Origin of the sequence: Brucella grignonensis (genome assembly GCF_002252505.1) — a bacterium.
GTDB lineage: Bacteria > Pseudomonadota > Alphaproteobacteria > Rhizobiales > Rhizobiaceae > Brucella > Brucella grignonensis.
In genome coordinates, this window is the sequence record NZ_NNRL01000157.1 from 127107 (window position 1) to 149074 (window position 21968).

Consider the following 21968-nt stretch of genomic DNA (forward strand, 5'->3'; position numbering starts at 1 on the left):
CATTCCTTCAACTCATTATTTCAACATCGGCCACAGGCTCAGAATGAGCAGCAAGGCCATGGTAAGATTGAACCATTTCAATCGGACAGGATCGGAAAGCCAGTTGCGCAGCAAGGTGCCGAAACCTGCCCAGACTGATACACTCGGCAGGTTTACAATCGCGAAGGCGACGCTCACCAGGATTACGGCCACATAGTAATTGTCATGGTTGGCATAGGTGGCGATGCCGGTGATCCCCATGACCCAGGCTTTCGGATTGACCCACTGAAATGCAGCCGCCTGAAGAAATGTCATCGGCTCGCCACTATCACTGCCTTTAGACTCGCCAATCGAGCGCGACGTAGCAATTTTCCACGCGAGGTAAAGCATGTAAGCGCCGCCAGCGAACTTAAGCGACGTATAGAATGACGGCACCGTTTCGATCAGCGCACCGAGACCGAACCCAACCGCCAGCAGCAGAATGAAAAAGCCCACGCCTATTCCTAGCATATGCGGAATTGTCCGCCGAAAACCAAAATTCACCCCCGATGCGAGTAGCATCAGATTGTTGGGACCAGGTGTGACTGAAGAGACAAATGCGAAGACAAGAAGCGCAAGGAATATTTCAAGAGACATTGGTTTGACCTGATTGATAGAGACAAATTAGCTCAATAAAAAACCGGCACAATCGAAACATTGTGCCGGTTTTAGCCGATATTGTCTCGATTTAGCTAAGAGCGCATCCCGAAAAGTGTGAAGCGGTTTTCGGAAAAGATGCGCTCCAGAAAAATGCTATAACCCCTGAGGACCGCGGTTCATCGCCGCCACACCGGTCCGGCAAATCTCCACCAGACCGAGCGGCTTCATCAGCAAAATGAACTGGTCAATCTTGGCGGTCTTGCCCGTAATCTCGACAATGAAATGCTCTGTCGTTGCATCAACAATCTTGGCGTTGAAGGCATCGGTCAGACGCAGCGTTTCCGCACGCGCCTCACCCTTGCCTGCCACCTTGATCAGCGCAAGCTCACGTTCAATTGGACGCTCGTGGCCGAGTTCCACAGCGCGGTGGGTCATATCAACCACGCGGTGCACTGGTACGATACGCTCAAGCTGATGACGGATCTGATCAAGCACATTGGGCGTGCCGCGCGTAACAATCGTAATGCGCGACAGGTGCTGCTCGTGCTCGGTTTCAGAAACCGTAAGGCTTTCAATATTGTAGCCACGGCCCGAAAACAGGCCAATGACGCGGGCCAGAACGCCCGGCTCATTGTCGACGAGAACGGAAAGCGTGTGGGTTTCCGGCGTTTGCGTATCCGTCGCAATGAAATATGCCGAGCCGGATGCTAGATTTTGTGCGTTCATTTTCTTTTCTCCGGATCAGACTAGGGCGCGGCCCTTGGCATCAATGGCGTTGGCAACAGCTTCATCAGTCGCTTCATCGGGCAGCAGCATTTCATTATGTGCCTTGCCGGATGGGATCATCGGGAAACAGTTGGCGAGATTGGCAACGCGGCAATCGAAGATAACCGGCTTCTTGATCTCGATCATTTCCATGATCGCATCATCGAGCTGAGCTGGCTTTTCACAACGAATGCCATGCGCACCATAGGCCTCTGCAAGCTTCACGAAGTCAGGCATTGCCTCTGTATAGGAATGCGACAGGCGATTGCCGTGCAACAACTGCTGCCATTGACGTACCATGCCCATATACTGGTTGTTCAGGATGAAGATCTTGATTGGCGCTTCATACTGGATTGCAGCCGACATTTCCTGAATGCACATCTGGATCGATGCGTCACCGGCAATATCGATAACCAACGCATCGGGATGTGCAATCTGCACGCCAAGCGCGGCAGGCAGGCCATACCCCATGGTGCCCAGACCACCCGATGTCATCCAACGGTTCGGTTCATCGAAATCCATGAACTGGGCAGCCCACATCTGATGCTGGCCAACTTCGGTGGTGATGTAGGTATTACGATCCTTGGTCAGTTCATTCAGGCGCTGCAATGCATATTGCGGCATGATGACGTCTTTGTTCGGCGTAAAGGCGAGCGAATTGCGTGCACGCCAGCGGTTGATCTGCTCCCACCATGCGCCGATCGCGCTTGCATCCGGCTTTTTTGCGGCTGCACGGAACTGGCGAACAATGTCTTCGAGAACATGCGCAACGTCACCAATGATCGGAACATCAACGCGAACGTTCTTGTTGATCGACGATGGATCAATATCGATGTGAATCTTGCGCGAATATGGCGCAAAGGCATTAAGACGGCCGGTGATACGGTCATCAAAGCGTGCACCAACACACAGCATGACGTCGCAATCATGCATCGTCATATTGGCTTCATACGTACCATGCATACCCAGCATACCAAGCCAGTTCTTGCCCGATGCCGGATAGGCACCCAACCCCATCAAGGTCGAGGTGATCGGGAAATTGCTGATCTCGACCAGTTCACGCAGCAGTTTTGTTGCGGCAGGACCGGAATTGATAACGCCACCACCCGAATAGATAATGGGCTTCTTTGCGCTCAGCAGCATTTCAACCGCTTGTGCAATCGCCGACTTGTCGCCTTCAACTGTCGGGCGATAGCTGGTGCGCGGAGCAGTTTGCGGTGGCGTATAGATGCCGGTTGCAAACTGAATGTCCTTAGGAATATCGACCAGAACCGGACCCGGACGACCCGTGGAGGCGATATGGAACGCCTCGTGCAAAATACGCGAGAGATCGTTTACGTCACGGACCAGCCAATTGTGCTTGGTACAAGGACGGGTGATGCCAACGGTATCAGCTTCCTGAAAACCATCGGAACCGATGAGCGATGTTGGAACCTGACCGGAAATGCAGACCAGCGGGATGGAATCCATCAATGCATCCTGCAACGGCGTCACCGCATTGGTGGCACCAGGACCGGATGTAACCAGCATAACGCCGACCTTGCCAGTTGAACGGGCATAGCCTTCAGCCGCATGGCCTGCACCCTGCTCGTGGCGAACCAGAATGTGCTGAACCTTGTCCTGCTGGAAAAGTTCGTCGTAGATCGGCAGCACAGCGCCACCCGGATAACCAAAAAGATGTTCCACGCCATGATCGATCATAGCCTGAACCACCATTTCTGCACCGGTCATTTCGCGTTGCCCTGCGGAGATCGTCGCCGCCTCGCTTTTTGCTGCCGTCATCGTCGTCACTTCCCGTCTGCTTTACATATTCAATTTCGTTGGTGTTTAGATAACAAAAAAGGCCCCCGAGGGAGCCTGTCTTTCGCGCATGGGAGCTTTCGCCGGATGGTTACACCATCCTGCCCATGCGCGTTCGTACCACAAGAATAAGAGCTGTTCTGTTCATGGTCGGGAGACTAATCACCGAAAATCGCTCCGTCAACGCATAAATTCATCAGGTGCGTTGTTTTCTTCTGTCAAACACCCGCATTCGATAACATTATTGCCCTGACAAGGCCTCATGACCTGAGGAATAGACATTCCAGCTTTGATCCAGCTGATTGCGGAACCATGTCGATTGGCGTTTGGCGTATTGGCGGGTTGCAATTACAGACCGCTCGATAGCCTCTTCCTGCGTCATCTCACCGGCAAAGAATGCAGCAGTTTCCCGCACGCCGATTGCCTTCATCGCTGGCAGTGCCGGATCAAGATCAAGCGCCATCAATGCGCGTACTTCATCAAGCGCACCCTGGCCCCACATAAGATTGAAGCGTTGGGCAATCCGCTCGCCCAACCACTTACGATCAGGCAACAGCACGATCTTGGTCGCGCTCGCATCATCTACCAGCGCCGTGCCCGTTGCCTTCTGCCAATGCAGCAGAGACTTGCCTGTCCCTTCAAACACTTCCAATGCGCGAACGATACGCTGGCTGTCGGTTGGACGAAGCGTTGCTGCAATCTCAGGATCACGCGCCGTAAGCATTGCATGAAGAGCTTCCGCCCCCTCTTCGCCCATACGGTTACGCCAATATCCACGTATATCGACAGGCACCTCCGGCATTTGCGACAGCCCGCCCAGCAGCGCCTTAAAATAAAGCCCCGTACCGCCGACAAAAATCGGCGTTCGTTCCTTAAGATCGGAACGCGAAAGCAAGATCTCCACATCGGCAAACCATTTGCCGGTCGAATAGGAAACAGAGGGGGGAACATGCCCATAAAGATAATGCTCAGCCTCGCGCAACTCATCAGGCTGCGGGCGTGCACTCAACAGGTCGAGCACATCATAAACCTGCATAGAATCGGTGTTCACGATGAAGCCGCCGGTCTTCTTTGCCATATGAAGAGCAAGAGCTGACTTGCCGCTGGCCGTTGGGCCAGCTATCAGGATTGCATCCTTCACCGCATGCTCACTCATCGTAGGAAATGCTCCTCATGTCCCGATCCGTTTCCCTCATTGCTACACTGATTGCCAATCCGGCCAAAGCGCTGCTTGCTCCGTCTCTGGGGATTAAAGCCTCGGCGGCAGTGAATGCAACCGGACTTTATTGGCTGGCTGACGGCATCGCCTGCGACATACCGCTTGCCTCTGGCATCTCCCACAAAGAAGCAGAAAGCACTCTGCGCGCTTCCCTCGATGGTGCACCTGTCGATGTGGTGGTGCAGGAACAGGATAGCCGACGCAAGAAAATTCTGATCGCAGACATGGATTCCACCATGATCCAGCAGGAATGTATCGACGAGTTGGCCGAAGAAGCAGGTCTGCGTGAGCATGTTGCAGCCATTACAGCCCGTGCCATGAACGGCGAAATCGAATTCGAGCCAGCACTTCGGGAGCGTGTCGCTCTCCTTAAGGGCCTACCGCTGTCGGTCATCGACAAGGTCATTTCCACGCGCATCTCACTGATGCCGGGCGGTGTTGAACTTGTGCGTACCATGCGCAAGCACGGCGCATATACCGCATTGGTGTCCGGTGGCTTCACCTCGTTTACACGTCGCGTTGCAGAAATGATTGGCTTCAATGAAGACCGCGCCAACACACTTCTTCACGATGGCGCACATTTGAGCGGCACCGTTTCAGATCCAATCCTTGGGCGCGAAGCGAAGGTCGAAAAGCTCATTGAGATCGCTGATCGTCTTGGCCTTACACCTCAAGATGCAATCGCAGTGGGTGACGGTGCCAACGACCTTGGCATGATCCAGCTTGCAGGGACAGGCGTGGCCCTTCATGCAAAGCCTGCAGTCGCAGCCCAGGCCAAGGTCCGCATTGACCATGGCGACCTGACCGCGCTTCTCTATATTCAAGGCTATCGTAAATCGGATTTCGTTGAATGATCATTCTGGAAACACCTCGCCTCATTATCCGCAACTGGGAAGATCGTGATCGTGAACTGCTTCACGTGATCAACTCCGATGATGAAGTGATGCGTTTCTTTCCGTTTCGTCGCAATCGTGCTGAATCGGATGCGCTGTTTGAGCTTCTTCAAACCATGATCGCAGAAACCGGCTTCGGCTTTTACGCTCTCGAAGAAAAGCAAAGCGGACAATGCATCGGCTTTGCGGGGCTGGCGCGCACCGATCTGGAACCACATTTTCCGAACGGCACTGTCGAAATTGGCTGGCGTCTCGCGCCGCCATTCTGGGGCAAAGGCTATGTGACGGAAGCAGGCAAAGCGCTGCTCGCCTATGCCTTCGAAACATTGGAATTGCCTGAAGTCGTGTCCTTCGCAGTCTCTAACAACGACCGCTCGACATCAGTCATGCAGCGCATCGGTATGGTTCGCGATATGGCAAGCGACTTCGATCATCCGCGCGTGCCGGACGAGACGCCACATCTCAAACGCCATGTCGTCTATCGGACCATCAAGCCTGCGAAGACTGAATCATATTCGTAACGGAATCCCATAAGCGATTCAGAACACAAATAAAAAAGGCGTTGCGGTATTCCGCAACGCCTTTCGTTTTTGTAACGCGACGAAAGCCTAGAGCGGTTCCAGTTAAAACGGAGTCGCTGGAACCGCTCTAAGTGTTTGTTTCATCGCATTATCCTACGCAAAACCGCTTCGCACTTTTGCTGGAAATGCTCAGTCGATACGGATTGTCACAAAACGCAGCTCGCCCGAGCGCGAAGCAAGCATCAGAAGTGCATTCTTGCGCCCCTCGCGGCGCAAGGCATCGATCCGCTTCTTCACATCGGCAGGCGTTTTCACCGTGACCTGACCGATATCGACAATAACATCACCGGTTTCAACGCGCTTCTCACCGGCAGCAGAACCCGGAGCAACGTAAAGCACGGCAACGCCTTCCACATCTTCGGCAATGCCAAACTCACCGCGAACATCATCGCTGATTTCCGCAAGCTTCATGCCCATCACAGTCGTGGCGGCCTGCTCCTTCTGTTCTTTTTTCTGAGCATCTGGCTTTGACGCATCGGGCACTTCTGCACCGTCTTTACCTTCTTCCATGCCTGGTGGAGGAGCCTGATCTTCGGCGGCCGCTTCAGTGCTCTTATCGTCTTCAACCAGACGCCCGAGCTTGACCTTTATGGTTTTCTCTTCACCATCACGAACGACGACAATATCGACCTCGTCACCGACTGCGCTTTCAGCGACAAGACGTGGCAGATCCCGTGCGCGTTCGACTGGCTTGCCATCGTAGCGGATAACCACGTCACCCGCCTTGATAGCCGTATTGTCGACGCCTGAATTTTCAATCAATCCAGCGATCAAAGCGCCTTTCGCGTCTTTCAGACCAAGGCTCTGCGCAATATCTTCGGTAACTGGCTGCAGACGTACACCGAGCCAGCCGCGGCGCACTTCACCAAACTCTTTCAGCTGATCGATGACACCGACGGCCATTTCAGCTGGAATTGCAAAGCCAATACCAATCGAGCCACCCGATGGCGAATAAATTGCCGTATTGATGCCGATTACCTTGCCATCCATATCGAAAAGTGGACCGCCGGAATTACCCCGGTTGATCGCAGCATCGGTCTGGATGAAGTCGTCATAAGGCCCGGACTGAATATCGCGCTTACGGGCCGAAATGATACCGGCCGTTACAGTCCCACCAAGGCCGAAGGGGTTACCGATCGCCAGAACCCAGTCGCCAATGCGTGCCTTCTCGGAATTTCCGAACTGCACTGCAGTGAGCTTGTGTTTGGCAGGATCAACTTTCAGCACAGCTAGATCGGTTTTGGTATCCTTGCCGACAAGCTCGGCCTTGAGCTTCGAGCCATCAACGAAATTCACTTCGATTTCATCGGCATCGGCAATGACGTGGTTGTTCGTGACGATATAGCCTTTTTCGGCATCGATCACAAAGCCGGAACCAAGCGACTGCACTTTGCGCGAATCGTTGTTTTTACCGCCGTCCTTGTCATTGAAGAAGTCGTTAAAGAACTCCTGAAATGGGGAGCCTTCCGGCACCTGCGGCATTGGAACGCCGCCATCCCCTTCGCCGTCTTCCTTGACCGTCTGCGATGTCGAAATATTGACGACTGCATCAAGGAGCCCTTCGGCAAGATCAGCGACCGACCCCGGTCCCTGGTGCACTGGCGCGGTCTGTTGCGCCCCGCCTTGCTGAGCAACCGCAGGGGGCATGCCAATCGCTACTGTCCCTGTAAAACTCATCGCTCCAAGAGCTACGGTTGCTAAAAGGGTGCGAGCAAATCCCGCCTTGGGTGCAATTGCCATGAAGCTCTGCTCCGTTTCTGTCTGCGGTGATAATCGAAAGGATTAGATCGCTGCAAAATACGGCCTGTTTACGGCCCCGCATAGAGCGGTGAGCAGAAATATAATGGATGAAGTGGCTTATCCCCTGACAAGCCAGACAATGAAGACGCCGATTGCCAGCGCTGAAAGCCCTGCAATCCGCAGCATGGTTTCCGGTGCTTCGGATGCATCGCGCGCAAGCTTCTTGGCGAAAAAAGGAAAGCCGCCGTAGAGCAGCCCTTCAAAGACGAAGAGAAGTCCTACGGCGGCCAGAAAATCGCTCATTTGCGATAATCTCTCTTACTGCGACGGCGTTGCCAGTTTCCCGCCGGCATCACGGAAGAACTTGAAGAACTCCGAATCCGGTGAGAGAACAAGCGTCGTATCTGGCGTCTGCAGAGCTTCACGATAGGCTGCCATCGAACGATAGAAGGCAAAGAAGCCCGGATCTTTTGAGGCAGACTGAGCGAAAATATCACTCCGCTGCGCTTCGCCTTCACCACGAAGGATTTCAGATTCCTTGCGCGCTTCAGCAATCGTTTCGACAACCTGGCGATCGGCAATAGCGCGAATACGCTGTGCTGCTTCACGACCACGGGCACGCAGACGTTCTGCTTCTGCAAGACGTTCTGCCTTCATGCGGTCATAGGTCTGCTGCGAGACCTCAGCCGTCAGATCCGTACGACGAATACGAACGTCTTCAATGGTCAGACCAAGCGACGTCGCATCGGAACGCATCTGGTTTGCCACTTCACGCATCATGTCGCCACGCTCTTCAGAGAGTGCTGCTTCAAAGCCACGCTGACCGTAAACACCACGCAATGCCGCATCGAGGCGTGTGCGCAGACGTTGTTCTGCAAGCAGCGTGCTACCCGAAACAGTTTCACGGAACTTGCGCGCATCGGTAATGCGATAAACGAGGAATGCATCCACGTCGTAGAACTTACCACCTGAAACCTGAACGCGGATATCATCGAGATCAAAGCGCAGAAGACGGTCATCAATCAGCTGCACAGTATCGGCATCAAGAAAGCCGAAAGGCAGCTTGAAATAGATACCCGGTTCGGTCTTTACAGCAACGATCTGACCGAAGCGCAGAACGATTGCCTGCTGGCGTTCGTTGACGATGAAGGTGGCCGAATATGCCAGAAAAAGGATGACAGCGATGATACCGCCAATAATCGGAAGCCTGTTCTGAGACATTACTGTGCACCCCCGCCGGTTGTGGTCGCGCTCGCACCAGGACGCGGCTGCTGGCGCATAAGTTCATTCAGAGGCAGATAAGGCACGACTTCTTTTCCAGGTTCCACGATGACTTTCTTCGTGCTCTTCAGCACCTGTTCCATCGTTTCGAGGAAAAGACGGTTACGGGTAACTTCCGGCGACTTCTGATATTCACCAAGTACCGAGCTGAAACGCTGGGCTTCACCTTCAGCTTCCTGAACAACACGGTTTTTGTAAGCTGCTGCTTCTTCACGAAGCTGGGCTGCTTCACCACGTGCCTGACCAAGACGCTGGTTGGAATACTGGTTGGACTCTTCTACGAAACGATCTTCGTCCTGTTCAGCACGCTGTACTTCGTCAAACGCATCGGCCACTTCACGCGGCGGTGCTGCATCTTCGATCGAAACGGCATTGACCTGAATACCGGTATTGTAGCGGTCAAGCGTCGCCTGAACGATGTCACGAACACTTTGCGCAATCGCAGCACGATTATCACGGAAGACATCCTGAGCCGGTCTGCGTCCAACGATCTCGCGGATCGCACTTTCAGAAACCTGCTGGACCATCGAATCCGGATTATCGACATTGAACAGATAAGCGCGCGGATCGGATACGCGGTAAAGCACCGAGAACTGGACATTAACGATGTTCTGATCGCCCGTCAGCATTAGTCCCTGCGTAGCGCTGCGCGAACCCTGTCCACCGATATTGATCTGCTTTTCGACGATCTGCGCCTTTTCATAGGTTTCGATCGGCCAGAAATGGAAATGCAGGCCTGGCTCAGAAACTTCAGCCTTTGGCTTACCAAAGCGAAGTTCTACAGCAAGTTCATCAGGCTGGACGGTATAGATGGATTGGAAAAGCCAGAAACCCACCACCGCTGCGCCGATGAGGAAAAATACGCCGCGATTGCTGCCGCTCTTGCTGCCACCACCACCTGGGAAAACCTTTTTCAGACGATCTTGGCCCTTGCGAAGAATATCCTCAAGGTCTGGCGGCGTGTTCTGTCCACCACCGCGCGGCCCTTTTGGTCCCTGCCCCCATGGGCCGCCACCGCCGCCGTTATTATTGTTATTGTTATTATTATCGCCGCCGCCACCCCATGGGCCACCGCCGCCATTCTGATTACTCCAGGGCATCCTCACCTCTCGTCCGGGAAACGGGAAAGCAAGCGCCATCTCCCGTCATCAACTAATGTTACCGTTTTATAGGCATCGCGAGGGCCGCTTTCAACGTAAGGCGGCAAATTTCCTGCGTTATAATTTACGCAACACGCCGTTCATATCGAATATAGCATGTTGGATGGCTGTCTTTCTCACCTGCGGGCACATTCTCGACCGAAACGGCCTGCCAAACTTCCGAATCGATATCAGGGAAATACGTGTCACCATCAATCGTGGCCAAAACGCGGGTGAGATGTACCACATCCGCCAATGGTAGCCCTTGGGCATAGATGTTGCCACCACCAATAATGCAGACCTCATCAACATTGAGCTCAGCCGCAAGCCTGCGTCCCAGATCAATTGCATCTTCAAGCGAACCGACAACCTGTACACCTTCCGCAGTAAACGCGGCATCGCGTGTCACAACAATATTGGGGCGCCCCGGCAAAGGGCGCCCGATGGATTCCCATGTACGGCGCCCCATGATAACGGGTTTACCCAATGTCAGTGCCTTGAAACGCTTGAGATCAGTCGACAGCTTCCACGGCATGTCGTTGTCACGACCAATGACACCGTTTTCAGCAGCAGCGACGATGATCGATACAATCGGCTTCCGAATTGTCATGTCTTACACCGCAATCGGAGCTTTGATCGTTGGATCGGCTTCGTAGCCAACGAGTTCAAAATCCTCGAAGCGGAAATCAAACAGATCCTTCACATCCGGATTGATACGCATGGTCGGCAAGGCCTTCGGCGTGCGGGTCAGTTGCAAACGCGCCTGTTCGAAATGGTTCGAATAGATATGCGCATCCCCCAGCGTGTGAACAAAATCACCGGGCTCAAGCCCTGCAACCTGTGCAATCATCATGGTTAGCAATGCATAGGAAGCAATGTTGAATGGAACGCCCAGAAAAATATCCGCCGAACGCTGATAAAGCTGGCAGGATAGTTTGCCGTCCGACACATAAAACTGAAACAGGCAATGGCATGGTGGCAGAGCCATTTCATCGACCAGCGCGGGATTCCATGCGGACACGATCAAACGTCGTGAATTAGGATTTTCACGCAACATCTTGAGAAGATTCGCGATCTGGTCGATGTGACGGCCATCTGGTGCGGGCCATGAACGCCATTGATAGCCATAGACGGGACCGAGATCGCCATTCTCGTCGGCCCATTCATCCCAGATCGAAACGCCGTTTTCCTTAAGATAAGCGATATTGGTATCGCCTTTGAGGAACCATAGCAGTTCATGGATGATTGAGCGCAGATGCAGCTTTTTCGTCGTCAGAACCGGAAAACCTTCGGCCAGATTAAATCGCATCTGATAGCCGAACACCGAACGCGTGCCTGTCCCGGTCCGGTCACCACGGTCAGAACCATTATCGAGCACATGCTGGAGAAGGTCGAGATAGGTACGCATAGGGATTACTTTCCGGGCCGATTCGTTTTGACATCACTATAAAGAAAAACCTCGGCGCGACGAGGCACCGAGGTCTCAAACTCCACAAGGGAGTGATATTATTAGAGATCGCCGAGCTTACCCAGCTGTTTGGCTACGAGATAATAGAAGGTAACGCGCTGCTTATTGCGGTCGCCCTTCATGACTTCTGCCACGTGATTGACCACTTCTTCAGCTTTCGCAGCATCTGCAACACCGAGCTTTTTCGCCACCCAGCTGTCGCGAACACGCTTCAATTCTTCCGGATCCGTCGCTGAAACGAGAGAGGAATCGCGATTGCGCAACGCAATACCGAGATGCTTTACGATCTTCCCGACAACGGCTTCATCAGCGCCAGCATCATAACGACGAACATCCGCGAGATATTCACTCATATATCCACTCTCCTTCGATTGGGCCTTTGCCCCGTTTAAACCTCCGCCAGAGCCGGAGAATTTCGATCCCCATCAGGCATGCACTGATAGTGTGCTGAGGATTGACCAGCGGAGGCTGGCTGTCAATTAAAAATGAACGTAGAAAGCGAAGGCCGCGACCGCCAACAACCTGTAAAATCACAACTACCCTCTTCCAATCGCGAGGAAGGACGCCTATATACGGCGTGTCAGCGCAAGCTGACTATGGTGATAAATGGACGATGTAATAAACCTATTGGACCCGGGGGCGGTACCCGGCGCCTCCACCAGAACACAAGATGCTTGAGAAGCAAGTTGTGCTGTGGCGGGGGCGAAATAGGATCGACAAGGGTGTAAAGATCGCTCTTTTGCTCGGCATGATACCACCGTTATCGGGTCAATTGAGTAGTTGCAAATGACAACAAAGCTCAGGGTTATGCTCTCGCTGCCTAATGGCGGTGCGGGAAACCCACTCTAAAGCCCTTAGGGTTAGCACCTTAAGGCGGGGTTCGGAGGCACCTGGCAACAGAAGCCTCCACTTTCTTTCACTAATTAAATTCTCAGCTTTCAGACCACAAGATCGTGTCCGACAATCAAAACGATTTCCGGCAGATATCATTCCATTGTGAAAGCTGGGCGGTCTTCCAAAAGTGGCGCTCACTTTTGGAAAAAGACGTGCATAAACAAAGATTCAAAGCGTGCCGCATAGCTATGCTAAAACGCGACACGCTTTGGAGCAGTCAGACTATAACTGGCTCGGTTTCAGCCACTTTTGCTCCCGTTATCGCGATCTCTGCTGGTTGTGTTTTCGACGAAAGCGCAATCATCGCGATGACAAATGCAAGGACCGCGCAGGCTGCAATGCCAGCGACCATCGGCAAAGGCGATCCATCAAAGACGGCACTCGTCACAGCAATCGCTAAACCGCCGATGACAAATTGCAGTGTCCCCATCAGCGCAGACGCGGTTCCGGCAATCTCGCCATAATCCTCAAGGGCAAGCACCGCTGTGGTCGGAATGACAAGACCCAAAAATCCATAGCCGACGAACAGGAACGCCGCCATCACATAGAGCGACTGGTAGCCCAGCAGAATGACTGCGAGTAGCGCAACCATCGACACAGCGAAGCCGGTTACCGCCATCTTAACCACACGGCGCAGTCCAAAGCGTGCACCAAGCACACCATTGAGCTGCGAAGCCGCGAAAAATGAAACCGCATTGACCGAGAACGCGATCGCATATTGGCTGGGTGTCAGACCGTAATGGTCGATCAGCACGAAGGATGAATTCGCCAGATACACGAAGAATGCCGAGATACCAAAGCCGCCAATGCTTACCAGACCAAGGAAGTAGCGGTCTTTGAGCAAGCGCGCGTAACCGCTGAGCGCACTGCTGATATTGCTCTCAAGCCGGGCCTCCGCGCCGCGCGTCTCCTTTAGCAGCGATCCGATAAGAGCAATTCCGATAAGGGCTGCAATAAACACTGCCCAAAACACGCTGCGCCAGCCAAAGAAGCTGATCAGCACCGAGCCGGTCAGTGGCGCCAGAATTGGCGAGATGGAGAAAACCAGCATCAGCAGGGACATGAGGCGCGCGGCATCTACACCCGTGTGCAGATCGCGAACGATCGCACGTGGAATGACGGAGCCGGATGCAGCGCCAATCCCCTGTACGAAGCGAAACAGCACAAGAATATCGATATCCGCCGCAAAGGCCGATCCGATACTGCCAATGGAAAACAGAACCAGACCGCCATAGAGCGGCAACTTGCGGCCGATCATGTCGGAAAGAGGTCCAAGGAAAAGCTGCGCCAGCGCCAGTGCCAGAAAGAACGCAAGCAGACTCATCTGCACCGCGCCCGTCTCCGCGTGGAGATCTGAAGCGATGGTCGGCAGTGCCGGCAGGTACATATCTATTGCAAACGGACCAATAGCGGACAAAAGACCGAGAATAATCGCATTGCGCACGAGACCAGAAGTCATGGGGAGGAGCGCTTTCATCAATGTTTCGTGAGTCGCCTGTTACGATTTTGGACCCATTCAGGCCCGCGGCACCGCTTGGGAGGATGGGAAAGCCTAAGTCCAAATATCGCAACAGAAGTTCTATCCACATGTTACTGCTGCATATTTTTAACAATTTCTGCGACGCCCCCGGCCCCCCACCGGATATCCCAGCCTTTAAAAATAGTGCAGCAATCACCACAATGGACGGATTGTCAAAACCGATTTGACACAAGTGTAAAATTAGACACCATTGTCCAAATCGTCAAGTCGTCTTATGTTGAGGATATGAAACCTACTGACATGCTCGATATAGCCGTTCTATCGGATAGACCCGCTGCCCTTTCCAAAGGGGCGAGTTCCACGGTCATCAAACCGGGGCAATGCATGAAGCGCGACTTCATTCTTTGCGCCGCCGCCCGTGTTTTTTATCGCGATGGCTTTCAGGGTGCGAGTATCGATCTGATTGCCAGTGAGGCCGGAGTATCCCGCCAGACGATCTATAATCACTATCGTGATAAAGAAGCACTGCTTGCAGCAGTTGTCGATGACGCGTTCGACAGGATGATGTCGAGCCTTTTTGCCGTGCTCGCAACCTTTCCGCAATCGAGCGAAAACCTTGAGGAAGACCTTATCGCATTCTCTGTCAGAATGAGTCGCAATTGCGTTTATGATCCCTCCACCGCGTTTTTGCGCAAGGTGTTTCAGTCCGATGAGGATGCTCTTCCGCAGAACGCAAAGCTTTGCAGCACCAAAGGCCCGGCGCAAGGTGTGCCCGCTATTGCAGCCCATCTGGCGCGACTTGCCCTTACCGGCGATTTGGTGATTGAAGACCCCGATCTTGCTGCCCGTCATTATCTCGCACTGATCAATGCCGACATCCACTATCATCTCCTGACAGGTCAAAGTATCGACGATTCCATAATCGAGCAAAGTTCGATCAATGGTGTCCGCACATTTCTGATGGCATTCGGCAAGCGCGCATAAGCTGTACACTTTGTCTTTTAGAACCTTCAAATTCACGCTCTGATTGCTATTTTAATCCCGCAATCGTGGAGGTTGAGCTTTTTCACGATATAATTTTCAATTCCATTGAGAACAAACTTGACATCAACCCGCGAATCCGTGGGATAAGCAAAATATGGTACAGGACCTGATCCGTTATGATATTTTAGCTCAGGAAGCCCTCCGTGGCGTCATTCGCAAGGTTCTTGCGGAAGTGGCGGCGACTGGCTTGCCTGGAAACCACCACTTTTTCATCACGTTCCTTACAGGAGCGCCTGGTGTGCGGATTTCATCGCGCCTCAAGGAAAAATATCCTGAGCAGATGACCGTCGTGTTACAGCATCAGTTCTGGGATATGCTGGTTACGGACCAGCTGTTTGAAATCGGCCTTTCCTTCGGTGATGTGCCTGAAAAGCTGACGATCCCCTTCGCTGCTATTCGCGGCTTCTATGACCCATCGGTTAATTTCGAACTTGAATTCGATGTGTCCGTTGTCCAGCCAACGAGCGACAATGATGAAGGCAGCAATATTTCTTCGATTGAACTGATTTCTTCTGAAGACGCTCCGGCAAAGTCGCAAAAATCAAAATCCAGGCCGCGTAAGACTGCGGCTGAAAAAGAAGATGCGGCTGCCAAGGATAAAGAAGCAACAGACGGTGAAGAGACGGAATCCAAGCCGTCTGCAGATGTTGTCTCGCTCGATTCCTTCCGCAAGAAGTAAGTCTTATACTATTCTGAAACATTCTATGCGCCGGTAGAAGAAACCTTCTCCCGGCGCGTTGCTTTTGGGCTCTAAAAGTTCACCGCTTGTCATCAGCAGCTGCTTGGCAATTGACTTTAATCAAAGCACGCAGATTATTAATCTGTCAGTAATGGATCGACGGCAACTCATCTGGATCGGTTTTATCATGCTGCGTTTTATTGCTCAGATTGTCTTATGGTTTAGCGGTATCGTCGCGGGCTTCTTTGTCGCTAAAGACGCACCCAATTTTCCGCTGTGGCAGATGACTTTCGGACTGCTTTTGCTCGTGATACTCTCGCTGCTGATATGGTGGTTCACCAACCCGAAAAAGCCAGGTAAATAAAGGCATCGAGGCTATTATCCTCTGGCAGCTTATTGTTACGGCAGGCATTCATGAGCGAAATCGTTAATCTGCGCCAGTTCAAAAAGAACAAAGCGCGTGCCTCCAAGGAAAAGCAAGCTGAACAGAACAGAATTCTATTTGGCAGGACCAAGGCCGAAAAGGATTTCGCGCAAGCAGAAGCCCGTAAGGTAGAGGGTTTTCTCACTCACAACAAACTCGATTCGCGCGATAAACCGGATGACAACACGTGAACCAGTCAGCCCGCTTGCGAAAGCGCTCTGTCACTATCCGCGGCCATGCCACAAGCTATACGCTTGAAGAACCGTTCTTCGAAATCCTTGAAGAAATCGCACAGAGCCGACAGGTTTCCGTGGCATCGCTGATTGCCGAGATCGATGGACAGCGCGATCGCACGATCAACCTCTCATCCGCCCTGCGCCTTTATGTACTCGACTGGCTGAAATCGCGGCTTCAGATTTAGAGCATAATCCGACCGGAGTGAAACGAGGATCGATAAGATTATGTTTCGAATATAAGGCCTTAGAGCGCCGATCTGATTCAATCAGATCGAAACGCGCTCTAAGGCTGAGGGCTCGGCACCGTAGTCGGCGATTGCTCTAAATCCTTCAGAAACTCATTCAGCGACTGTCCGCCCTGCCCATCCAGCTGGGTTGGCGGATTGCCACCCACTGCAGGGCGCTGTGCTTCCAAAGCATCTCGTGCAGCCTGCTCCCGCGCTTCAGCCTCGGCCTTGCGGCGTGCTTCTTCTTCGAGCCTCAAACGTTCACGCTCCTGCGCGTCCGATGAAAGCAGATCAAGCTGGCGGCGCAAGCGCTGCTTTTCCATGACGCTGGCCTGCATGGCCTCGACCCGTTCCTGTTCCCGCTCAAGCGCACGTTGCGTCAGGAACTGAACCAAAGGCTGGCGATCAAACTGAACCGATGGTTCTTCATAAGTCCCACCGATTGAATACCGCAGATTGGCGGCGCTGCCAGACTGTGTGGCTTCAACTTGGTTGAAAGAGAAACTGCCCTCTCCGTTCAGACGCAGTGTGGAGAGATCCAACTGCAAATCCCCTGCCAGTACCGTGTCGCCTGAACTGAGACTAATCGGTGCCAGTCGTGCAATACCCCCGGCAACTGTGAAATCAAATCGCGGATTACCTGCAACAAAATGCCCCTGGCCAACTGCTTTATCTGCAATCGCGGCGAACTGCTTTGCATCGGGCTGCGATGCGCCCGCAGGTTGATCGCCCATGGCATCAGCCGCTGTCAGCATCCCCGGGAAAGCGTTCTGATCAAGACCATTGATCGCAAAATTCTCAATATCCGCGCTGCCTGTTCCTGCGAGTGATGAAACAAGATCAGCAACGCTCGTACCGCTGCCATTCAAAGACAAAGCTGCCTTCACCGTGCCTGAGAGGGGGCTGCTACCATCTGGCAGACGATAAAAATCCTGAAGTGCCGCACCACTCCATTTGAGATCCGAAGTCAAAAGCGCGGTTTTGTCATTGTTACGCAACGAAACATTACCGACCAGATAACCACCCGCCCAGTTACCTGTCAGCTCCCCAAGAGTGAGATCATCCATGCCCTTCTGGAGCCGGGTAGAAAAGTCGTTCAAAGCTCCAAACCCGTCCATATGAGCCTGCGTTGCAGTAAGCTTCATATCAATGAGCAACGGCAAGGAAGGCCGCACGGCAAATGGTATCTTTGGCCAGATCGTTGCTTTAGACGGCTTTACAGGCTCAACAGCGTCAAGCCCCAACATAATCGCAGCAAGACTATCCAGCTCAATGGAAGCAAGCTTGGCTTCACCTTTGAGCTGCGGCAGGCCGCTGTCAGAAAAATTCGCCTCTATGCGGGCGGAAACGTCATCGCTACCGAGCTTTCCTGAAAAATTCGGGAGGCGAAGAAGACCTTTGGCAAATTGAAAGTCACTGGAAAGATCCGCGGACAGTCCTTCACCAAATCCCGGCAGCGTATAACCCGCAGTTGCGATAAACGGCTGTAAATCAGCGGACTTCACCTGCGCCTTACCGCTTGCCGCGATATCACCACCAACAAGAGAGAGGATACCATCGGCGTCAGCTGTTCCATCAGGCGCCGTCAGCTTGAGTTGTGTCCGCATACCCGCGCTTGGAGCACCCTGCATAGTCAAATCCGCGGTCAACTCGCCAGCAAGCCCGAGAGGCAATGAAGGCACGCCCAGAAGCGCAAGAACAGTTTCTCCGTTCTGCGATGTCGCAGTGCCGCTCAGCTGCATTTGCATCGGGTCACTCTCGGAACTGCCGCCGCTCGTTGTACCTGAGAGATCGAGTTTCATTCCACCAGCTTTGCCGGTCACGCTGAAAGATGCTTCCCCACCCCTGGCGGGGTTTTTTGTGTTCGCCTCTTTGGTGCGTGAACTCTTGTCCTTGCCAACACTCTTGCCTGTGGCGGGCATTGGCGCGGCATTGCCATGAGGGGCTGCGACCGCATTGGCGATAATATTAATCTCCGTATCGTCAAACAGACCCGGATAATTGTCCGCGCGCGATGAAAGCGACCTGAACAATGGGATCTGGGGATGGCGATGGGCGACCAGCGTCAGAAAATGCGACAGATCGGCAGACAGCAAAGTGGCATCCAGCGAACCTGACGGCGCCGATGCAAACGGCTCATAAGCACCCGTTGCTGTTAAGGTGGTGCCCGCGACATCGTTGACCATCAGGCGGTCAAAATCAAAGCGCCCGCCATGTACCCGCACGGAAAGATCAACACCACCCGCTTCCATGTCCTCATACTGGACCGGACCAGCCTTGAAACCGATATCCAGCGCCTGTCCTTCAAGGGAAGCCATGCCATGACCACTTGAGAAAAAGCCTGTAAATGCTCTCAACGCATTGCTATCGACTGCGCCACCATGAAGCCGTAGCGTAATGGCTGGTTCAGCAGAACCCGCAACCTGCCGTAAGAAGCTGCCTTTCAGCGATGTCTGCCCCAGTCCGACTTCCAGTTCGTCAATGCTCTGCATGCCATCACGCAGATTGACCTTGCCGGAAAAGCCGACGCTATCAAGCTTGCGGATCGATTCATCGACTGTTTCATTGAGCCACGAAGCAAGACCTGACGGCTGGCGCGAAGCAACAAGCATATCGCCTGCAAAGCCAAAATCCTTGCCAACCGAAAGCCTGCCCTTCGCTTCGATCTTCGTGCGTCCCGGCAGATCAGCTGCAAACTGACGGATATTCCAGCCATTGCCGTCAGGCCCTGCACTGATCGTCACCGAGCGAATTGTGGTGCCCCCGGCAATGACCGCAGGCAAACGCAGCTCCACATTGCCGGGCATTCCGGGTATCGGCAATTGTTCGAGCATACGGCGGACAAGGACCACACGATCACCGACAGGCACAGCCATTTGCTGGTCTTCTGTTGTCTCGACGGGGCCCCAAAAAATCTGCTGACCATCGGCACTGATATCGAAACGGGGCGTATCGCCGTAATCAATAAATGCTTTGCCGTTCACCACATAAGGATTATCAGCAGGCCCCTGTTCCATACGGAATTCGCTGGCATCAAACCGGCTTCTATCCGCGTCGAACTTTCCCGATACCCGCAAGTCGCTAAAAAACGGCTTATCTGCTGGTTTCTTTTGATTTTTGGTGTTCAGCGCAACGGCATCCGCCGAACGAAGCGAAAAATTACCTGCGTACTCAAGCCGACCATCCTTGAGCGTAATATCACCATCCGTTTCAAAGGATGCTGGAATCGCATCGGGAGAAATGCGTGCTTTTAACCGCAGCGAGCCATCAGGTTTCGCCTCACCGCTGTTGAGATCAAGCGCGAGTTTCTGCCCTTCCATATCCAATGTGCCGTTTGCCTGCCAAGGTCCCGACAAGCTATTCGCAGACATCACCGCATTGATGGAAGTGGCCGTATGAATACGTCCGCTTGCTTCATCGTGTAACGTTGCTGTGCCATCCAGGATTGAAAGCCGCTCGACCTTGATATGGGAAGGGTCAATTGGCGTGGAGGGACGAATTGCCCAATCCACCTTACCGTCCTTATCGAGAGAAATAATCGCCTGCGGACGCTCGACGCGCATATCGAAAATCAGGAGCTGCCCGCGCAGAAACGGCATCAGTTCGGCATCCATCGAAAACGTATCGACAGTCATCACCGGATGGGCTGCATCAGCACCCACGCGAACATCGGAAAACGCCACAGACGGAAAAGGTAAGAGGCGCGCACTCACATCACCCGTTACATGGACCGGACGGCCAAGTATCCGACTTGCTTCACGTTCGAAATCGGCACGATAGCCGCTCCAGTCGACAAATGGTGGCACGACGAGCGCTGCCGTCAAAAGCAGCACCAGCAATCCACCCACGATGACGAATATGCGGCCCAAACGAAGCTCCGATAAAATGCTTATGCTCGCCGCATGAAACAAAGGGTGAATCACGCGGTCTTTATCGGTGCAACATAACGGCATCGTTCCGGCGATAACAAGGCAAATTGCCTTTCGCCGAAGCGATTCACGGCTGATTCATGAACGATATTGAATCGCCTTCTCAAAAAGACGATTCAAATGGCTGATTTGAATCAGGAAATCAGGATTTTTCCTGGGTTCATAATGTTGTTCGGATCGATCGCTTTCTTGATCATCCGCATGTAATCAGTCGCTTCGCCAAGCTCCATGGGAAGATATTTCATCTTGCCCTGTCCGATACCGTGTTCGCCCGTGCAGGTGCCTTCCATGGCAATTGCCCGCCTGACCAGACGATCCATGAAATCTTCGGCGCGTTCCATCTCCGATGCGTCATCGGTATCGAGCAGAAGCAGCAGATGGAAATTGCCGTCACCAACATGACCGACGACCGGCGCGATCAATCCGCTTTCAGCCAGGTCTTTTTCAGTTTCTGCAATGCAATCGGCAAGGCGCGAGATCGGCACGCAAACATCCGTCGAAACACCCTTGGCGCCCGGACGCAGAAGGAAGGAGGCGAGATAGGCATCGTGCCGCGCACGCCAAAGCCGGTCGCGCTCTTCCGGATCATTGGTCCAGCGGAATTCTCCGCCACCGTTTTCCGCAGCGATTTCGCCAAAGATTTCCGCCTGCTCGGCAACGCCGGTTTCCGTGCCGTGGAACTCTACGAACAGATAGGGCTGCGCATCATAAGGCAGTTTGGAATGCAAGATCAACGCTTCCATCTGGAGTTTATTGACCAGCTCGATGCGCGCAACCGGAATACCCATCTGAATGGTTTCGATCACTGCGCGGCAGGCCGATTCAACATCGGGGAATGGACAGATACCGCCCGATACTGCCTGCGGGATGCCCTGCAATTTCAATGTGAGTTCAGTGATGATGCCGAGTGTACCTTCCGAGCCGATCAAGAGCCTTGTGAGATCGTAGCCCGCAGCAGTCTTTTTCACACGCTTCGATGTTTCGATCAGACGCCCATCGGGCATAACGGCTTTAAGCGCCAGTACGTTCTCGCGCATCGTGCCATAGCGCACGGCATTGGTACCGGAGGCACGGGTTGAAGCCATACCGCCAAGGGTAGCATTGGCACCGGGATCAATCGGAAAAAACAGCCCCGTATCGCGCAGATATTCATTGAGTTCGCGCCGCGTAATTCCCGGCTCAATCACGCAATCAAGATCTTCCGCATGAACTGCCAGCACGCGATTCATATGGGTAAGATCAATCGACACGCCGCCAGCAGGCGCGTTCACCTGTCCCTCAAGCGAAGAGCCGGCACCAAAAGCAATCACCGGCACCTTATGCTCAGCGCAGATGCGGACCACATCCTGCACATTTTCAGTTGTCTGCGCAAAAATGACAATGTCCGGTGCCTGCGTTGGCACATAGGTCGTCGTGTGGCCATGCTGCTCGCGGATTGCTTGCCCCGTCTGCGCGCGTTCACCAAAATGCTGTTTCAGCATTGCAACTGCGGCGGCAATGCCCTCCTCATTACGCTGAAGAGCAACCACATTCTGAAGCGACATCGTTCAT

At 53.3% G+C, this 21968-nt stretch carries 21 protein-coding genes and 1 other RNA gene; 8 read left to right on the top strand and 14 right to left on the bottom strand.

From position 1 onward, the window contains the following. Positions 1–15 precede the first annotated feature (15 nt). The 4 genes from CEV33_RS07780 to miaA form a co-directional block, all read right to left on the bottom strand. Positions 16–615, bottom strand: a complete 600-nt coding sequence (locus CEV33_RS07780) for a LysE family translocator (RefSeq protein ID WP_094539875.1) — start codon at positions 613–615, stop codon at positions 16–18. 156 nt (positions 616–771) lie between these two features. Then, entirely contained in the window at positions 772–1344 is a 573-nt protein-coding gene (ilvN, locus tag CEV33_RS07785; protein WP_094539876.1) for an acetolactate synthase small subunit, read from the bottom strand. A 15-nt stretch (positions 1345–1359) separates the two neighbouring features. Further along, the gene (locus tag CEV33_RS07790) at positions 1360–3165 is read right to left on the bottom strand and encodes an acetolactate synthase 3 large subunit (RefSeq protein WP_208620168.1); all 1806 of its coding nucleotides are present in this window, start codon (positions 3163–3165) and stop codon (positions 1360–1362) included. A gap of 259 nt (positions 3166–3424) precedes the next feature. Beyond that, positions 3425–4339 (bottom strand): tRNA (adenosine(37)-N6)-dimethylallyltransferase MiaA, encoded by a 915-nt coding sequence (gene miaA / locus CEV33_RS07800; protein WP_094539877.1) that lies wholly within the window; start codon positions 4337–4339, stop codon positions 3425–3427. 17 nt (positions 4340–4356) lie between these two features. Here miaA and serB point away from each other — a divergent pair, with 17 nt between their 5' ends. Both serB and CEV33_RS07810 read left to right on the top strand, forming a co-directional pair. Next, a complete protein-coding gene (gene serB, locus CEV33_RS07805) occupies positions 4357–5256 on the top strand; it encodes a phosphoserine phosphatase SerB (protein ID WP_094539878.1) in 900 nt (299 codons plus the stop codon). Further along, positions 5253–5816 (top strand): GNAT family N-acetyltransferase, encoded by a 564-nt coding sequence (locus CEV33_RS07810; RefSeq protein ID WP_094539879.1) that lies wholly within the window; start codon positions 5253–5255, stop codon positions 5814–5816. The genes serB and CEV33_RS07810 overlap by 4 nt, the downstream gene beginning before the upstream one ends. 189 nt (positions 5817–6005) lie before the next feature. Here CEV33_RS07810 and CEV33_RS07815 read toward each other — a convergent pair whose 3' ends face one another. The 7 genes from CEV33_RS07815 to CEV33_RS07845 form a co-directional block, all read right to left on the bottom strand. Continuing rightward, positions 6006–7616 (bottom strand): DegQ family serine endoprotease, encoded by a 1611-nt coding sequence (locus CEV33_RS07815; protein WP_094539880.1) that lies wholly within the window; start codon positions 7614–7616, stop codon positions 6006–6008. Positions 7617–7733: 117 nt separating this feature from the next. Beyond that, on the bottom strand, positions 7734–7919 hold the full coding sequence (locus CEV33_RS07820) for a DUF2065 domain-containing protein (RefSeq protein ID WP_094539881.1): 186 nt from the start codon (positions 7917–7919) through the stop codon (positions 7734–7736). A 15-nt stretch (positions 7920–7934) separates the two neighbouring features. Further along, positions 7935–8837 (bottom strand): protease modulator HflC, encoded by a 903-nt coding sequence (hflC, locus tag CEV33_RS07825; RefSeq protein WP_094539883.1) that lies wholly within the window; start codon positions 8835–8837, stop codon positions 7935–7937. Then, positions 8837–9997 (bottom strand): FtsH protease activity modulator HflK, encoded by a 1161-nt coding sequence (gene hflK, locus CEV33_RS07830; RefSeq protein ID WP_094539884.1) that lies wholly within the window; start codon positions 9995–9997, stop codon positions 8837–8839. The genes hflC and hflK overlap by 1 nt, the downstream gene beginning before the upstream one ends. Positions 9998–10121: 124 nt before the next feature. Continuing rightward, positions 10122–10640, bottom strand: a complete 519-nt coding sequence (locus tag CEV33_RS07835; RefSeq protein ID WP_208620177.1) for a dihydrofolate reductase — start codon at positions 10638–10640, stop codon at positions 10122–10124. A 9-nt stretch (positions 10641–10649) separates the two neighbouring features. Then, complete coding sequence (locus CEV33_RS07840) at positions 10650–11444, bottom strand: thymidylate synthase (RefSeq protein ID WP_094539887.1); 795 nt, start codon at positions 11442–11444, stop codon at positions 10650–10652. 101 nt (positions 11445–11545) lie between these two features. Further along, positions 11546–11857: a DUF2853 family protein gene (locus tag CEV33_RS07845; RefSeq protein ID WP_094539889.1), complete on the bottom strand. Its 312-nt coding sequence runs from the start codon at positions 11855–11857 to the stop codon at positions 11546–11548. 187 nt (positions 11858–12044) lie between these two features. Here CEV33_RS07845 and ssrA point away from each other — a divergent pair. Next, positions 12045–12415: a transfer-messenger RNA gene (gene ssrA, locus CEV33_RS07850) on the top strand. Between the two features lie 200 nt (positions 12416–12615). Here ssrA and CEV33_RS07855 read toward each other — a convergent pair. Further along, a complete protein-coding gene (locus CEV33_RS07855; RefSeq protein ID WP_094539891.1) occupies positions 12616–13857 on the bottom strand; it encodes a multidrug effflux MFS transporter in 1242 nt (413 codons plus the stop codon). Positions 13858–14163: 306 nt separating this feature from the next. On the opposite strand from CEV33_RS07855, the gene CEV33_RS07860 reads away from it, so the two are divergent. The 5 genes from CEV33_RS07860 (at position 14164) to CEV33_RS07880 (ending at position 16446) form a co-directional block, all read left to right on the top strand. Then, positions 14164–14862 carry a TetR/AcrR family transcriptional regulator gene (locus tag CEV33_RS07860; RefSeq protein ID WP_094539893.1) on the top strand — a complete coding sequence of 233 codons (699 nt, stop codon included), beginning with the start codon at positions 14164–14166 and terminating at the stop codon, positions 14860–14862. A 154-nt stretch (positions 14863–15016) separates the two neighbouring features. Continuing rightward, positions 15017–15601, top strand: a complete 585-nt coding sequence (locus tag CEV33_RS07865) for an SspB family protein (protein ID WP_094539895.1) — start codon at positions 15017–15019, stop codon at positions 15599–15601. A gap of 187 nt (positions 15602–15788) precedes the next feature. After that, a complete protein-coding gene (locus CEV33_RS23975) occupies positions 15789–15965 on the top strand; it encodes a hypothetical protein (protein ID WP_167388136.1) in 177 nt (58 codons plus the stop codon). A gap of 50 nt (positions 15966–16015) precedes the next feature. Further along, positions 16016–16216 (top strand): DUF4169 family protein, encoded by a 201-nt coding sequence (locus CEV33_RS07875; RefSeq protein ID WP_094539897.1) that lies wholly within the window; start codon positions 16016–16018, stop codon positions 16214–16216. Continuing rightward, on the top strand, positions 16213–16446 hold the full coding sequence (locus tag CEV33_RS07880) for a ribbon-helix-helix domain-containing protein (protein WP_094539899.1): 234 nt from the start codon (positions 16213–16215) through the stop codon (positions 16444–16446). Before CEV33_RS07875 ends, CEV33_RS07880 begins: the two co-directional genes overlap by 4 nt. A 98-nt stretch (positions 16447–16544) precedes the next feature. Here the strand turns inward: CEV33_RS07880 and CEV33_RS07885 are convergent, their stop codons facing one another. Together CEV33_RS07885 and CEV33_RS07890 are read right to left on the bottom strand one after the other, a co-directional pair. Beyond that, entirely contained in the window at positions 16545–20357 is a 3813-nt protein-coding gene (locus CEV33_RS07885; RefSeq protein WP_094539900.1) for an AsmA family protein, read from the bottom strand. A gap of 194 nt (positions 20358–20551) precedes the next feature. Further along, a complete protein-coding gene (locus CEV33_RS07890; RefSeq protein WP_094539902.1) occupies positions 20552–21961 on the bottom strand; it encodes an FAD-binding oxidoreductase in 1410 nt (469 codons plus the stop codon). Positions 21962–21968 lie beyond the last annotated feature (7 nt).